General features: G+C 57.8%; 14 protein-coding genes. 1 reads left to right on the top strand and 13 read right to left on the bottom strand.

What is annotated here, in order from left to right; translation table 11 throughout:
- Positions 1 to 23: 23 nt before the first annotated feature.
- The 7 genes from ACSE4D_RS06935 to ACSE4D_RS06965 all read right to left on the bottom strand — a co-directional run bounded on the left by ACSE4D_RS06935 (position 24) and on the right by ACSE4D_RS06965 (position 7,971).
- Positions 24 to 1,475 carry an LlaJI family restriction endonuclease gene (locus ACSE4D_RS06935; RefSeq protein WP_436326897.1) on the bottom strand — a complete coding sequence of 484 codons (1,452 nt, stop codon included), beginning with the start codon at positions 1,473 to 1,475 and terminating at the stop codon, positions 24 to 26.
- Positions 1,476 to 1,483: 8 nt separating this feature from the next.
- Entirely contained in the window at positions 1,484 to 3,286 is a 1,803-nt protein-coding gene (locus ACSE4D_RS06940) for an AAA family ATPase (RefSeq protein WP_436326898.1), read from the bottom strand.
- A complete protein-coding gene (locus ACSE4D_RS06945) occupies positions 3,273 to 4,184 on the bottom strand; it encodes a DNA cytosine methyltransferase (RefSeq protein WP_436326899.1) in 912 nt (303 codons plus the stop codon). The genes ACSE4D_RS06940 and ACSE4D_RS06945 overlap by 14 nt, the downstream gene beginning before the upstream one ends.
- Positions 4,185 to 4,195: 11 nt before the next feature.
- Positions 4,196 to 5,206: a DNA cytosine methyltransferase gene (locus tag ACSE4D_RS06950; RefSeq protein WP_436326900.1), complete on the bottom strand. Its 1,011-nt coding sequence runs from the start codon at positions 5,204 to 5,206 to the stop codon at positions 4,196 to 4,198.
- Positions 5,199 to 5,474 carry a helix-turn-helix domain-containing protein gene (locus tag ACSE4D_RS06955; RefSeq protein ID WP_436326901.1) on the bottom strand — a complete coding sequence of 92 codons (276 nt, stop codon included), beginning with the start codon at positions 5,472 to 5,474 and terminating at the stop codon, positions 5,199 to 5,201. Before ACSE4D_RS06955 ends, ACSE4D_RS06950 begins: the two co-directional genes overlap by 8 nt.
- Before the next feature lie 423 nt (positions 5,475 to 5,897).
- Positions 5,898 to 6,755 carry an FAS1-like dehydratase domain-containing protein gene (locus ACSE4D_RS06960; RefSeq protein ID WP_436326902.1) on the bottom strand — a complete coding sequence of 286 codons (858 nt, stop codon included), beginning with the start codon at positions 6,753 to 6,755 and terminating at the stop codon, positions 5,898 to 5,900.
- Positions 6,756 to 6,822: 67 nt separating this feature from the next.
- Entirely contained in the window at positions 6,823 to 7,971 is a 1,149-nt protein-coding gene (locus tag ACSE4D_RS06965; RefSeq protein WP_436326903.1) for an acyl-CoA dehydrogenase family protein, read from the bottom strand.
- Between the two features lie 264 nt (positions 7,972 to 8,235).
- On the opposite strand from ACSE4D_RS06965, the gene ACSE4D_RS06970 reads away from it, so the two are divergent.
- Positions 8,236 to 8,382 (top strand): MerR family DNA-binding transcriptional regulator, encoded by a 147-nt coding sequence (locus ACSE4D_RS06970; protein WP_436326904.1) that lies wholly within the window; start codon positions 8,236 to 8,238, stop codon positions 8,380 to 8,382.
- Positions 8,383 to 8,538: 156 nt separating this feature from the next.
- Here ACSE4D_RS06970 and ACSE4D_RS06975 read toward each other — a convergent pair whose 3' ends face one another.
- From ACSE4D_RS06975 to ACSE4D_RS07000, 6 genes are all read right to left on the bottom strand, one after another.
- Positions 8,539 to 9,489 (bottom strand): Lrp/AsnC family transcriptional regulator, encoded by a 951-nt coding sequence (locus ACSE4D_RS06975; protein ID WP_436326905.1) that lies wholly within the window; start codon positions 9,487 to 9,489, stop codon positions 8,539 to 8,541.
- Between the two features lie 76 nt (positions 9,490 to 9,565).
- Entirely contained in the window at positions 9,566 to 11,029 is a 1,464-nt protein-coding gene (locus ACSE4D_RS06980; protein ID WP_436326906.1) for a sodium:solute symporter family protein, read from the bottom strand.
- Entirely contained in the window at positions 11,026 to 11,319 is a 294-nt protein-coding gene (locus ACSE4D_RS06985) for a hypothetical protein (RefSeq protein WP_436326907.1), read from the bottom strand. The genes ACSE4D_RS06980 and ACSE4D_RS06985 overlap by 4 nt, the downstream gene beginning before the upstream one ends.
- A 77-nt stretch (positions 11,320 to 11,396) precedes the next feature.
- Positions 11,397 to 12,809 (bottom strand): amidase, encoded by a 1,413-nt coding sequence (locus ACSE4D_RS06990; RefSeq protein ID WP_436326908.1) that lies wholly within the window; start codon positions 12,807 to 12,809, stop codon positions 11,397 to 11,399.
- A gap of 145 nt (positions 12,810 to 12,954) precedes the next feature.
- Positions 12,955 to 14,079, bottom strand: a complete 1,125-nt coding sequence (locus ACSE4D_RS06995; protein ID WP_436326909.1) for a leucyl aminopeptidase family protein — start codon at positions 14,077 to 14,079, stop codon at positions 12,955 to 12,957.
- Between the two features lie 63 nt (positions 14,080 to 14,142).
- On the bottom strand, positions 14,143 to 14,556 hold the full coding sequence (locus ACSE4D_RS07000) for a hypothetical protein (RefSeq protein ID WP_436326910.1): 414 nt from the start codon (positions 14,554 to 14,556) through the stop codon (positions 14,143 to 14,145).
- Positions 14,557 to 14,587 lie beyond the last annotated feature (31 nt).

A 14,587-nucleotide genomic window follows, 5' to 3' on the forward strand; every position in this document is an offset into this window, starting at 1 on the left:
CCTGACCGGCAGCCAAAGGATCACTAGAGCATAAGATCTGAGAGGCCGATACGTCCACCATCGAGAGACAAACTAAAAACCTTAGAGGCCGGAACCAAACGCACGTCAATAGGAGCAAGATCCAGCAAGTCGAACATAGGCATAGTAACACTAGCCAACACCGAGACCCGATCAAACTGAGACGGCAGCAAAAAACAATTAACGATCGAATCAATCCCATGATCGGTACAAAATTCACTATAGGCCATTTGATACAAGAACTGCTTGGAAACATCAGACACTCCGGGCTGCCCCTCAACACCTTCGAGCCGCGATAGCTCCACGACATAGTACTTAGCGTCAAAAATTGCCATTCTCGCCCTACCCCCAACGCGATCCAAACTCACCACATCAGGCTTCAAAGTACCCTTGGCGCGAGCCGAAAAATCACCGCAATCATCGCTCCCGTGCCAAGTAGGGCGCCCAATTATGTCACGGAGGGTATCAATCGGACGGCAAGAACAAAAAACGTGGCTATCCAGTGGCAGATCCGTCAACGGAACGTCCAACATGTCGCCAATAACTCGCTTACACACCTCTTCCCAAACTAAGTTAAAGCTCGAGGTACCGAAAACCGAAACATAAGAGCTGGCGGTAAACGAATATTCCGAGCTAATAAACGCATATAAAGCGTCAAGTAAGTTCAATTTACGCGTCTCGAACTGAACATTCATCTCACGACGAATTTGAGATAGAACAAAATCGACACCGCCGAAATCATCGATGGTGGAATCACTCAAATCGATTGCTAAAACATCGAACATATCAGAAAGCCCATAGAGCTGAAATTGCTTAGAGCAAGCAGTTAATACCAACTTATGCAGCCGATGAATGAAGTCGTCTTCATCGTCAACCAACCTACGCCTATAAAGATCAATATAAATTACTGAGGAGTTGCTAATTAATGGGATAGACTCGTCAATAGTCTTGTTCCATAACACATCGCCGAAATCACCCACCTCGACCGCCTCCCGGCGGTTGGAATATAATCCAAATTCGTAATAGTCGCGGATTAAATACAGCATAAGTGAGACTGCGCCGGAGAACTCGGAATCAAACTCCGGATCAAACTCCGTTGAACTCCCATTCCGGTACTTCCATTGTTCGATAACCCCAACGATCAACCTGAAATCGTCGATGGAACAAGAAGCTGTATCATAATACTTAGGGATGCATTTAAGTAGCCATCCTTTATAGAGGACCAAGCCAACATAGTCAAAGTAGAATTCTATGGCTGGAGGATCGTAAGAGTTTCCTTTATCTTGGGAAAGCAATTTGGCCATAGACCGTTTCCCCTCAGAATTGGGGAACTTCACAACCCCCAACGAAAACAATTGCGCTATGATTTCATTAGCCTCAACCATGTTCACCTTGAACACGCTTGAGACCCAAGCACTAGAGTGCCGATCAAGCTCTCGTACCATCAGGATGCTCATGAGCCACCTCAACTTCCAGTGGAACGTACCAGATCGACAATCTCGCGGTTAAAAATCTCAATACCAACGCGATCGAATTTTTCACATAGATCAGAATATCTAAAAGCGCTACCTTCAGCGCCACTAAATAGTTTTGACCTGATAGAACGAGCTGCATCCTCAAACAGGTACATCAAAACTTTTGTTTTAAATTTCGCCTCGAATATATTTCGAGACGAACCATCACAATAATCGGACTCCCAAATATTCCCTATAAAATATGGGCCGAGCTGTTTGTCTTCATTAATACCTTGTAGCGCGAGAAAATCATTGATTGCACGACGCAAATCATTCCACTCAACTTGTCTATTGTAATCACCAGAGCCTAACGAAACTAGGTTCCCAACAAGCGCCGATTCGAAGTCGTTTACGCCAATATATTCAAAGTCCCAGCGACGTTTGAACGCCGTGTCGAGAGGGTACACCCCCTGATCTGCACTGTTCATGCTCGCCCAGATAAACATATTGTCCGGTATCTTCAATTCACTCAACGCCTCGACGGGCAGTCTCAAACTCGTTGAAAGGTACTGTCGAACGTCCTCCGACGGATTCACCCCATAGACGCTACAACCATCACTGGAACGATCCAAGAGCTGAAACACTTCCCCGAACACTGCGCTGGCGTTAGCTCTGTTAATTTCCTCAATGACTAGTACATGCGGCTTGGGATCATCAGTGGCCGCATTCGCGAGAGCCGCAACTAGCAGCCGCAAGAAAGGACCGGGAACAAATCTGTAAGAAATACTTTCCGAGCCATGAATATCAACTATTGGGACAGGCTTATAAGTGCCCACGAAATTCGAGTATGTATAATCCTGATGAAAAGTAACGCGCTCATGACGCCCACCATCAGAAATCAATCGGATCATTCGCTCATTGAGACTGAAACTCTTCCCGGTACCAGGGGCACCGAACCATATGATGTTGCGGCTGTAAGTACTAGCAAGTCCAGAAACAAAGCGGAATTGCACCGGAGGTACAAAATCAGCCTCTTGCCTCGCATAATTCAGTGTCGGGAGGGGATCTGTTATTCCTGAATACAGTTCCGGATATTTTTTAGCGGTCGCGGACATCAACTGCTTGGTCAGGCCCTCACATTTGACAACATCAAACTCGGACTCATTGCTATAAATCCTAGCGAAATCGTTGAGGATATGATTTATTTCGTCGGTAAAATATTGACCAGTATTTAGTTTGATAATATCGCCGATTCTTCGCTGCGCATCTAGTCGAAAATACCTCCTTTCGCCACCTTTCTTCTTGTCCACTCCGCCTGCGAAGTATAGGGCCTGAGTTTCGAAGATGATGTTGCCGTTGGGCTCAGGATTATATCGATAACTCATCGGCATGGTCGCGAGCCAATAATTGCCAGTACTGAGAATAGATAGGTTTAAATCGGCAGCTGCGTCTGCATATGTTGTCGGCGGCAACATGAAGAACGCGCTGATAGCCCGTGATGGACTCGCCTTATCCACTCCAGGTCCGCCGACCTGGAACTTCATGTTCGGATTATTTCCACCGCGCGGTTTGATAGCATATCTACACTTGGGGTCATTTAACCGTATATCGTGTGAATCGTGGCTCGATATATCGCAGCGCACAGATATAGTAACTTCGCGATCCTGAAGCTGTTTGAGCGGTTTCCGCGCTCCATCAGAATCAATATACTGACCAGCCAGAAACGCCTGCCCGCCGCCGCTGTTAGCATTATTGCTAAATCGTAACTGATTGGGATCTAGCGATGTTTCTAGAATCTCCTCAAAATAGCTCATACTCACTATTTGATACCTCCGGTGTCTCAGTGAAACGTACTACTGCTCGGGCGATATATTCTGCCAAGTTGGGTGGCACAGCGTTGCCGATCGCGAGTTCGATGTTCGTCTTCTTGCCTGGTAGTTTAAAGCTCGCCGGAAAAGTCTGAATGCGCGATCGTTCCCTGGTGGTTAATGCCCTTACACCTGCGTCTACGTCAGCCTTGTCGCCACCGTGTTTTTTGTAGTTCTGCGGAATAGGCCGATTTATTCCACGTATTGTAGCTGACGGCTCGTCCACTGAAAATACGGCTCGGCGACTATAGCTGCGCGGATGCATGTAGTAGTACTCGGTGTCCAGGCAGCTCCCCATGTATTCGCGTACGGTAAGCTGTCGCTCCGTCAGCCCATCATCTAGAAATCTGTTGAGGAATCCATCCGGTTCGCTTAGCTTGCCGATCAGAAAATATCTATTGCGCTTCTGTGGCACACCACAACGGCTTGCGTCGAGTACGCGGGCTGACAGACCATATCCGGCACCTCTAAGCATCGCCTTGAGTTTGGGCAATGTCTCAAATCGTTCGATGTTGTAGACGTTTTCAAACACGACCCACTTCGGTCTTACAGAAGCCACGATCTCTCCAAACCGAAGCGTGAGATTTGCTCTGTCGCCGAGTTGGCGCTTTCCGGAGATCGAGTAGTCCTGGCATGGGGGCCCTCCGGCGATCACGTCGGGCCTCATTTCCTGCACAAGCGACAGAGCTTCGCCGGTTCCGATGTCTATTTCGTGTATCTCGTGTGAAAAGTTGGCTCTATAGATCTCCACGGCCGGGGCCCAGTTGTCGAACGCCCCTACCACCTCGAGTCCCGCATGTTCGAACCCCAACGACAGGCCACCGCACCCAGAGAATAGATCCACTACCCGCATACTCACACCCGATCCTCAGAACTCGCGTGGTGTTCAAGGAGTGCATTTGCGACATACTTTGCCAAGTTTACTGGTACGGCATTGCCAATCATTGCGTTTATGTTTGATTTGCCCCCGTGAAAGATGAACTCTTTCGGGAAAGTTTGCAGGTAGCTTCGCTCGGTCGGCGTGAGAGCTCGGACTGTTTCAACGGGTGCGGAGTCGCGGGGGTTACCCAAGTAGCCCTTAGGAATAGGGCGGTCGACTGCTCTAATGGTCACTGAGGGCTCGTGAATACTGAATACGGCCCTCCGGGTATAGTTAGTTGGCACTCTGAAATAATGTTCTACACCTAAAGAATCTCCTAAATAATCATGGATGGTCATAGGCTCTTTCGAGAGGTTCGTTAAAAGCGCATCGTCCAAGAATTGGTCTCGCACGTTAAGGCTACCGATTACAAACATGCGTTTCCGTGTTTGGGGCACACCGCAGTATGCGGCATTCAATACTTGAATGGTTACGCCATATCCCGCTTGCTTAAAGTTGCTTATCGCTTTTTTAAAAGATTTAGTGTTGTTGATCGTTGAGACATTTTCCATCACAAAATACTGCGGTCGTATCTTCGTTACGATTTCCGAATATTTTACTGATAGTATCGCCCTGCCGCCATCTTCGTCTCTTCTTCCCGCGGTCGAGAAGTCTTGACATGGCGGTCCCCCTATAATCAATTCCGGTTGGTATCGTTCTATTGCTTGATAGGCGGCTTCAACGTCGGACAGATCCATTTGATGCACCGGGTGGTTGAAGTTCGACTCATAAACTTCAGCAGCGGGTCGCCAGTTCTCAAATGCAGCGACAATATCGTATCCTGCTAGTTCAAAACCTTTTGACATTCCGCCACATCCCGCAAACAGGTCGACGCATTTCAGCTGACTTGGTTTCAGCTTCTGCTTTCGTCCGGTATAGGTCCGCTGTGGCTCACCATCGTGTTTGGAGTTTACTTGTGGATCTACCATGGGCGCCGCTTCAAGCATTGCTACGATCTTCTTTTCGTTCGATTGTGGGGTTTTTGGATATCTCTGTTATGTCAGAGATGTCACACTGTAGTGTTTCACATATTCGGACTAGCGTGTTTGTGTTTACGCTCAGCCCTTTGGACAATTTCGACATCGTCGTTGGCGATAGATCCGCCTCTCTTTGCAACGCCCCCTTGTTCATTTCTTTGTCGATCAATAATTTCCACAGTTTATTGTATGTGAGCCCCAAGCGCTGTCTGCCTTTTCGTTTGTCTTGCCGCTGCACACGCTCCGTCGCACGAGAATGCAATTTCGTTCAACGGGTCCGTATGCGTCTCTATTTACCGCCTACACATTTATGGAGTTTTTCTCCATGTTCATCCTACCCTTGTCTTTCGCCTTAACTTTGGAACTTCGTCTAGCCGTGTCGATCCTGTCGATCGGTTGCATAGTGTTTTGGCGCCCTCCTGCTCGGACACGGTCTAGACTTCCATGCGGTGCTGACATGGCTACCGGTACAGAGTGGCCGCTTCAAGGATGGTGCACTGGTTGTCCTGGCCTGGACCGTTCTTGTCAGGTCTTCGGCTCATGAAATGAAGAGCAGATCTGTCGGGTTGGCGGGTGGTTATCGTGGTTGGTGTTTCATCCAATCAATCGGAAGCGGGAGCCAGGGAGCGACGGTTTGATGTCGGTCATCTCGGCGAGGATTTCAGTCAACAGTCACGGTCGCCGTAATCGCGACTTTCCCGTCGGGCGCAATCGCCTGCAGCTCGTGAACACCGGCCTCGGTTTGCCGACCGACGAGGTGAATCTGTTCGCCGGCGAACAACGGGGATTTCGCGGTGAACCGATAACCGGTCACGGCCGCCTCGGCGTGGGTGAACATGAAAGCATCCAGCAGCAGTGTCGCCGTCAACGGGCCATGCGTCACCAAGCCCGGATAGCCTTCGACAGCCGTGACATAGGGATAGTCGTAGTGGATGCGGTGGGAGTTGAACGTCAACGCCGAATACCGGAACAGCATCACCTCATTCGGCCTCACCGACTCCGACCAGTCCCAGCCCGCAGGCACCGGCGAATCAGCCCGCGGCGCCTCCGCAGCCGTTCCCGCCGCCGAGGCGGCCTGACGGTAGACGATCGTGTGCCGGTCCGTCGTCGCCAAGACCCCATCCGCAGCAATCTCATGCTTGAGCACCACAAAACACAACGGCCCGGTACTGCCGACCTTCTCCGTCACGGACTCGATCGTCGTCGTCCGCCGAAGCACCTGCCCAGGCAGGATCGGGGCATGGAATGTCAGGTCACTGCCGGCCCACATTCGACGAGGCAACGGCACCGGCGGCATGAATCCGCCGATTTCGACGTGCCCATCGGCGCCGAGCTCGCTCATCGGCACATCGTCTTCGGAGAAGTGCAGCCAGTGCCCGAGAGGAAACAAGGGTGCTTCCTCGTCAATGCCATGGCGGCCGAGCAAAGATGCCAATCGTGCGGCACTCTCCCCCGACGCGACTTCTTCAACCGTCGACGTCCGCCGCACCCAGTCCTGCAGATTGATCGCGTCACTCATCAAAGCGTCCTCCTTCGTGCCTCGTCGCACTCAACAGCCTCGCCACCCCTACGAACTCTGCGTGATCTCAGATCTTATTGCGACCGATGAGCTGCTTGGCGATGACGTTCATCTGGATCTCGTTTGTGCCCTCACCGACGATCATCAGCGGTGCGTCACGGTAGTAGCGCTCGACGTCGTATTCGGTGGAATATCCGTAACCGCCATGGACGCGGATGGCGTCGAGGGCCACCTCAGCGGCCATCTCCGAGGCGTAGAGCTTCGCCATTCCGGCCTCCATGTCGACACGCGATCCCGAGTCGTAAGTGCGGGCCGCGTGGAGGACAAGCTGACGAGCAGCCTCGAGCTTCGGTGCCATGGTGGCGAGCTTATTACCCACCGACTGGTGCTTCCAGATCGGCTTGCCCATCGACTCGCGCTCCTGAGAGTACTTCACCGCGTCATCGAGTGCCGCCTGCGCGACGCCGAGCGACCGTGATGCGACCTGGATGCGGCCGATCTCCAGGCCCTTCATCATCTGCTTGAACCCAACACCCTCAGTCTCGCCGAGCAGCTGGGCCTGCGGTTGGCGGAGGTTCTCGAAGTTAAGCTCGCAGGTCTCAACACCCTTGTATCCGAGCTTCGAGAGATCCTGGGAGACGGTGAAGCCCTCGCCCTTCTCGACGAGGATGATGGAGATGCCCTTATGTCGCGGTTCGGCATTCGGGTCGGTCTTGCACAGCAGGGCGATGAGGTCGGACTTCCGAGCATTCGTGATCCACGTCTTCGAGCCGTTGATGACGTAGTCGTCACCGCCTTTGTCCGCGTGAGTGCGCATGGCCTGCAGGTCCGAGCCGCCGCCGGGCTCGGTTAATGCCATCGTCGCCCGCAGCCCACCGGTGGCCATTCGCGGCAGGTACTTGTCCTTCTGCTCGGTCGTGCCGTATTCGGTGATGAGCTTCGCGACGACGGTGTGTCCGCCCATCGCCCCGGCCAGGGACATCCAGCCGCGGGCGAGCTCCTGTGTGATGAGAGCATAGGCTTCGGTCGAGACCTTGCCCATCCCCCAGGGTTCGTCGATCGCGAGCCCGTAGATGCCCATGTCCTTCATCGTCTCGATCCACGCTTCGGGATATTCGTTCGCGTGCTCGACCTTATTGACCGTGGGCTTGACCTGGTGATCGATGAAATCGGCCACCGTATCAATCATCATCTGCTCTTCACTGCTCACTGCCATGCGGGGCTTCTCTCTCCTCGAAGATTGAGGGCATCGTCTTCCGACGATGTTCGGAGCGATTGCCCGCCCGGCAGTCTCCGCAATCGGTGCTTCCGTGCTCAGACGGTGCGACTATGCGGTCGATCTCGTCGGCGAGTTCGCATCATTAGTTACTTAAATCATACATATTCCAGTCTATTAAATACATATCAATCAAAAATGAAACAGTCTCTCGCTCAACCGCCTCTTGACTTCGAGTGCACTCACAGTCATAGGTTGTCTTCCATGGCACACGAAACCGCCGAGGTGTCACCAGCGACCGGACGACACCTCACGATCGCCAAGGTCAGCGAACTCCTCCGCATCACTGCCCACACTGCCCGCTACTACGAACGCGCGGGCCTCAATGACGTGCCCCGTTCGCGATCATGACACCTTTAACCGACAGATTGATATGACCCCGATGTCTCTGATCGCTGAAATAAACAAGCAATGACTGGACATATTGTCCGACTCATAAGTTCAAGAATGGCGAAGTCAGCACGATGGCCGGCAGTCCCTCGAACAAATGCTTGCATCCCAGGGGGGTCAGGATGCCGACTGATCTGAGTCCACCCGCACCCCACCACTCTTATACGTCCGCAGCACCGTCGACGCCCGCACTCCATGGACCTGCCCCGCCCAGCGTTCGTCGGCCAGGAACTCCTGGAACGCCGCGTAGTCCTTCATCGCCACATTCGCGACAATCTGGTACTCACCCAGCACGGCCACGACGTACTTGGCGAAGGGGCTTGATGTGATCGCGGCAGCCACCTCTGCGGTTTTGTCCGGTGCCGTCGAGAACCATATGAAGGCCTCGGCGAGCATGCCGAGATCCTGGGCGCGGACCACGGAGCGCACCTCCGCAATGCGAGTGAGCAGGCGCGCCAAACGCTTACGCACCGTCGTCGTGCTGTAGCCAGTGATCTCGGCCAAGCGCGAGGTGCCCAACCGGCCGTCCTCAGCCAAGGCTTGAAGCATGACGACATCGCCCTCATCTGCCCGTCCGCGCAGATCATTCACCGATGAATACGCGGGGTTCAGACGCGTCGCCTCTGCCTCGGTGATGAGCTCGGGCATCCACTGAGTGAGGGTCTTGTGATATTCCAGCACCGGAGCCACCGTCACCTCGATGACCCCGAGAATCGATGGAATATCCTCGAGCACGCTGAACGCGAGCTCCTGCTGGGATATGTACTGCTCAATCACCAATCGCGTCGGCGAGCTGAGCGCGTAAACGAACACCGTCTCCGGGCGCGATGCCAGCTCTCTGGCCACCGAATCAACGGCGGAGGACTCGGTGGCCACCTCGATGATTGCCGTGCGCTCCGCCAGTGCCATGACCGTCACAGTCACGAGTCCCGACGCAATGAGCGCGTTCCCACGCCGAACCACCGTGGTCAGCGGAATACCCAGCACCTTAGAGATCGCCCGCCACGAGGCACGTCCGTCAGCCTGCAGTGCGCCGATGATCCGATGGTCGATGTCTTCAAGCTCCATGGAACCAGTATCAGTCATCAAACCCAACGGGACGGGCAGCGGGCAGGCGAGTCACCGTCCCAGTCACGCACTCTCCTCAGACCATCCCGGTCGCGATCTCGTCCGGAGCAGTCGACGCACTGTCACCTCGGCTGCCGCCGCGACGCCCGCGCCGCACCATCCGCACGATCACCTCGACGGCCCCAAACACCACGAGGTTCGGTATCAGTGCAAGGAAGCCCGAGTCCCACGTCCCGATCGGCATCTCGGTGAAGGCGATGATCGCGACGAGCAGGGTGCCCACAACTATTCCGGAGCCCAGCGACGCAGCGCTCATCTTGACCTTGGTGCCCAGGCCGCAGGCGATGGCCGGTGCCAGCTGGGACAACCCGCCGTAGGTGAGCAGGAGCAGCGCCCCGATATCCGCGCCCTTGAGTCCGAACACGAGGGCGATGCCCACGGCCACGACGATGACGACGTGGTTGAGGCGGAAGCGCAGTTTCTCCGGCACCTTGTAGAGGACATTGTTCGACACCAGCGAGGAGATGCCCATGACGATCGACCCGGCGGGAACCATAGCGGCCGCGGCCCCGAAGACCGCGACGATTGCCACCAGCCAGCTCGGCATGGTCTGTCCGGCCACTGTGAGCAGCACGCGGTTGCCCTCGGTGGCGGGGTCGAGGAGGACGATTCCGCCCATGCCCACCATGATCGGGATGAAGAGCAGCAACTGGTAGACGGCGAGCCATTTGAGATTGCTGCGCAGGATCTTCGCGCTGCCGGCAGCGAGCGTCGGCGGCCACAGATGCGGCATGGTGTTGAAAGCCGCGCCGATCGTCGTGATCGCCACGCCGGAGATCCACCAGATCGCCCCGTAGCCCTCCGCATTGGTCGTGAGCATCGAGGAATTGGTGGCGGCCACCTCAGCGAAGATCTCCGGGATCCCGTTGAACGCGGTGATCACACCGACGAGCACGATGACGAGGCCGACGAGCATGCCCGCGTCCTTGAAGATCGACACCCGCGCCAATCCGCGGATGCCCGCGACGATGACGAACACGACGACGATGAGGCTCGCGAGCACCATACTCAGTCCGCTCGCTCCGGCGGATCCGGTGACGAGTTCGACGATGAGGCCCAGGCCCGTGATCTGCAGCTGCAGATACGGGATGAGGAAGATCGCGCCGACGATCGCGATGACAACGCTGAGCGTGCGCGAGCCGAAGCGGTCGTGGAAAAAGTCGGCCATCGTCAGGTAACTGCGTTCGGCGGAGAGGTTGCGCAGCCTCGGCGCGACGAAGAAGAGTCCCACCGCCGAGGCGGATAGGTACCCGACCGCAAAGGTGGCGCTCACGCCGCCAGTGAAGGCGATCCCGGCGAGGCCGAGGAAGCTGAAGGTCGTCAGCGACTCCCCCGCCTGGAGGAACCAGGAGGTCCAGCGGGGCAGTCCGCGCCCGGCGACGAGCCAGGAGGTCATGCCCTTCTCGCGCGAGCGTCCGGACAGGCCGATGAGTCCGATGAGGATGATGCCGGCCACGACAATGATGGCTGTGATGCTCATGCCTCGTCCTCCGATCCTGCGACGGTGCGTCCATCCGCGGAAATCTCGCCCGCGACCGTGCCACCGGCAACGTCAACGCCGGCGATCCCGACATTGGCCTCTTCACGCCGGGTGATCCGGCGGTCGATTAGCTGGAGGATGACGACAATCGCGACGACGAGGGCCGCCATCCACACAATCATCGTCGGAATGCCGAGGATGAGGCTTGGTTCATTCGCGAACGGGAGCAAGGGCGTGAAGATGATGAGCAGCACCGGAACGCCGGCCACGATCACCTCGGTTGCGGTCACGGTCGACCGCCTCCTCCGCCCGGCGGGCCTCGCAGCGCCCTTCGCACCGTCGTCAGTGGGATGCTGTGCTTGCGCGCTCATGCCTGCACCTCCCAGGGATCACAGCCGCCGAGGCCGATATGGGCCTCGATCGCGGCGGCTGCCTGCAGCAGCTCGACGTCCTTGCCCGGCCCCGCCAGGAGCTGGACGCCGATCGGCAGCCCGTCCTCGGAGAAGCCAAGCGGGATCGAGATGCCCGGGATGCCGAGCGGGGTGAACAGCCACGCCGAACGCATCCATTCGAGGTAGTCGCCCATCTCCGTTCCCGCCACGGTCTTCGGCCAGTCGAGCTCGGCGTCGAAGGGCAGGATCTGCGTCGTGGGCGCCACGACGATGTCGACGTTGGCGAAGAATTCAGCGGCCTCGCGAGAGAGCCTCGTCGTCGTGTGCAGCGCCTCCATGACGTCCTGGGCTCGCAGGCCCTTGCCCTTGAGAATGTTGTCGGCGAGGAAGTCGTTGAAGTTCTCCCTCTCGGCGGCGAGCAGCGCACCCATGTTGATGAAGAACTCGGCGGCGCGAAGAGTGCGGAAGGACTCGTCCGCGCCGTCCAGGTTCGGGCAGTCACGGGTGACCTGTGCCCCGGCCTTCGCGAGGCTATCGACAAGTGCGTCCAGCGCCAATGTGATCTTGGGTTCGACGGGAACATGACCGTCTAGGTCGGGGGCGTAGGCAATGCGGAACTCGCCGAGGTTCGCCGGCCTCAGCTCGGTCAGCGCCGCGGAATCGAGGGCCACGTGCTGGGGCTGGGCCGCGGTGGGTCCGGCCATGACGTCGAGGAGCAGTGCGGTGTCCGCGACGGTGCGCGCCATCGGGCCGACCGTGACGAGCCGGTCGCCCATGTTCGCGTTCTCGGCGTTCGCAATGACTCCCGGGGTCGGGCGCATGCCGACGACCCCGCAGAACGCAGCCGGGTTGCGAAGGGAGCCACCCATATCGCTGCCGTCGGCCACGGCCACGAATCCTGCCGCGAGGGCCGCTGCCGCACCGCCGCTCGATCCGCCAGCCGTCTTCGTGGTGTCGTAGGGGTTGGTGGTGGTGCCGTAGACCTTGTTGAAGGAGTGCGAACCGGCGGCCATCTCCGGGACATTGGTCTTGCCGAGGATGATGACGCCTTCGGCGCGCATGCGGGCGACATGGAGGTCGTCCGTATCGGGCCGGAATTTCTCGAAGTGCCTGTGCCCCGAGGTGGCGGTGAAGCCAAGGGCATTGGCCGTGTCCTTGATCGCCACGGGCAGTCCGTGCAGTCGCCCGCGCTCATCGACCGGCAGACCATCGAGCGCCTGTGCCTGAGCGCGCGCCGACTCGACATCGAGAGCGACGATGGCGTTGATGTCCCCATTGTGTGCGGCGATGCGCTTGAGGTGAGCTTCGAGGATCTCCGATGCAGAGACCTCGCTCGATCGCAGCTTTTCGGCCAGCTGTTTGGCCCCAAGTTCGTACAGATAACTCACGCGCGTTCCAGTACCTCTCTCTAAAATTCCTCTTTGAACCATTCATTCGAGTATGAAGTCGCCTACATGCGGGGTCAATCAATTTTGATTTTGATATGAACCAAATACAATGCCAATAATCACGATTCGTTCTCAGCGAGCGCGATCAGGGTGCGCACCGGCACACCTGTGCCACCGAGAACGGTGAAGCCGTATGCGGAGTCCGCGTTGATGGCGGGGCCGGCGATGTCGAGGTGTGCCCATCACACCCGAGGTCCGGTGCCCCAGGGCCGCGACCTGGGGCACCGGTGAGCGTCGCGATGTCGACGATGAGATCCGGATCTTCCCCCTGCGCCGCCACCAGGGAGTCAGCGAGGACGAGGCGCCCCTCGGCGTCCGTGTTCGTCACCTCGACGGTTGTGCCCCCGTAGATCCGGAGGACATCGGCCGGGCGCACCACCGATCCAGAGGGCATGTTCTCCGCGAGCGCGAGCCACGCGGTGACGCGGACCGGCAGACCCAGCCGGGCAATCCCGAAGAGCGCCTCGACCGCCGCGGCGGCGCCCGCCATATCGGACTTCATCTTTTCCATCTTCGCCGGCGGCTTGAGGGAGATTCCCCCGCTGTCGAAAATGATGCCTTTGCCGACAAACGCGAGATGCCGCTCGGCCCATTCGGGCGCATAGTCGACCCTGACGAGCCTCGGGCCACGGGTCGACCCGCTTCCGACGCCGATCAGACCGCCGAATCCGCGCTCACGCAGCTCGTCATCGTCGATGACCATCACGATAGCGAGTCCACGGAGGTCATCGGCCTCAGCCTCCCGGACGACCGTCTCGGCGAAGGTCTCGAGGTAGAGGTCGAGCGGCGGTTCGTTGACGAGGTCCCGGGCTGCGGCAACGGTGCGGGAGATGGTCGCACAGCCGACGGAGTCGACATCGACGGCGTCCTGCACGCACAGGGCGATCCATTCGACCGGTCCCCGGGACGGCGCCTCGGACTTGTGCCTCGTGTCCTGGTAGGCGCCCAGCAGCGCCCCGATCGACACGGCCTCGGCATCCGCGGTGTCATCGATAGGCAGGAGCACGGCCACAGAATGGACTCCGGACAGCGCCCGCAAGGCGGACCCGGCGGCGCTGCGCAGAACATCGGCGGCATCGGCCGGGGAGCGCTTCGCGTCCGCCCGCTCGATTCCGATGAGAACCACCGAGGCGGCCCCGCAGCCGACCGGAGCCGGGACCCTCGCGCTCGCATCGGCGGCCCCCGTCCGCCCGACGGCACCGGCGGCCACGGTGAGCGCATCGACCGTCGCGGAGTCGAGCAGCGGGGCGGCGATAGCGATACCGTCGTTCTCCTAGCTCACCGCGACGATGAGGACATCCGCCTCGAGGTCGGCGGGGTCGCGGGTTTCTCGGATCAGTTCGGGCAGTCGTGCGGACATGATTCTCCGTTCGTGGAAATTGGTGTTCGTGGGCATGAGTGTTCGTGAACGCAGCGGTTGGCGGATAGGGATGTGGTCGGTCATGAGAGCGACGGGGGCTGGGTCGATCACTTGGGGCGACTGGTCCTCCGCAGCGCCGAGGCGGCAGAACGTGCAGTGCGCCGAGGCGAGGGAGCCGGCGGCCGTCGAGATCGCGCAGTTGCTCGCATCGAGGAGACGACCGAGGTCGGCCGAGGTCAGGTACGGCTCGTCGAGGCGGGCAAGGTCTGCCACATTGGTCTCACCGAAGTCACCGCCGCCGAACTCCGGCGCGCCCACGACGTCCACCCGATCACTGCGGTCCAGTCCGAGTGGAGTC

It is taken from the genome of Brevibacterium sp. FAM 27836 (assembly GCF_051351055.1).
Classification (GTDB): domain Bacteria; phylum Actinomycetota; class Actinomycetes; order Actinomycetales; family Brevibacteriaceae; genus Brevibacterium.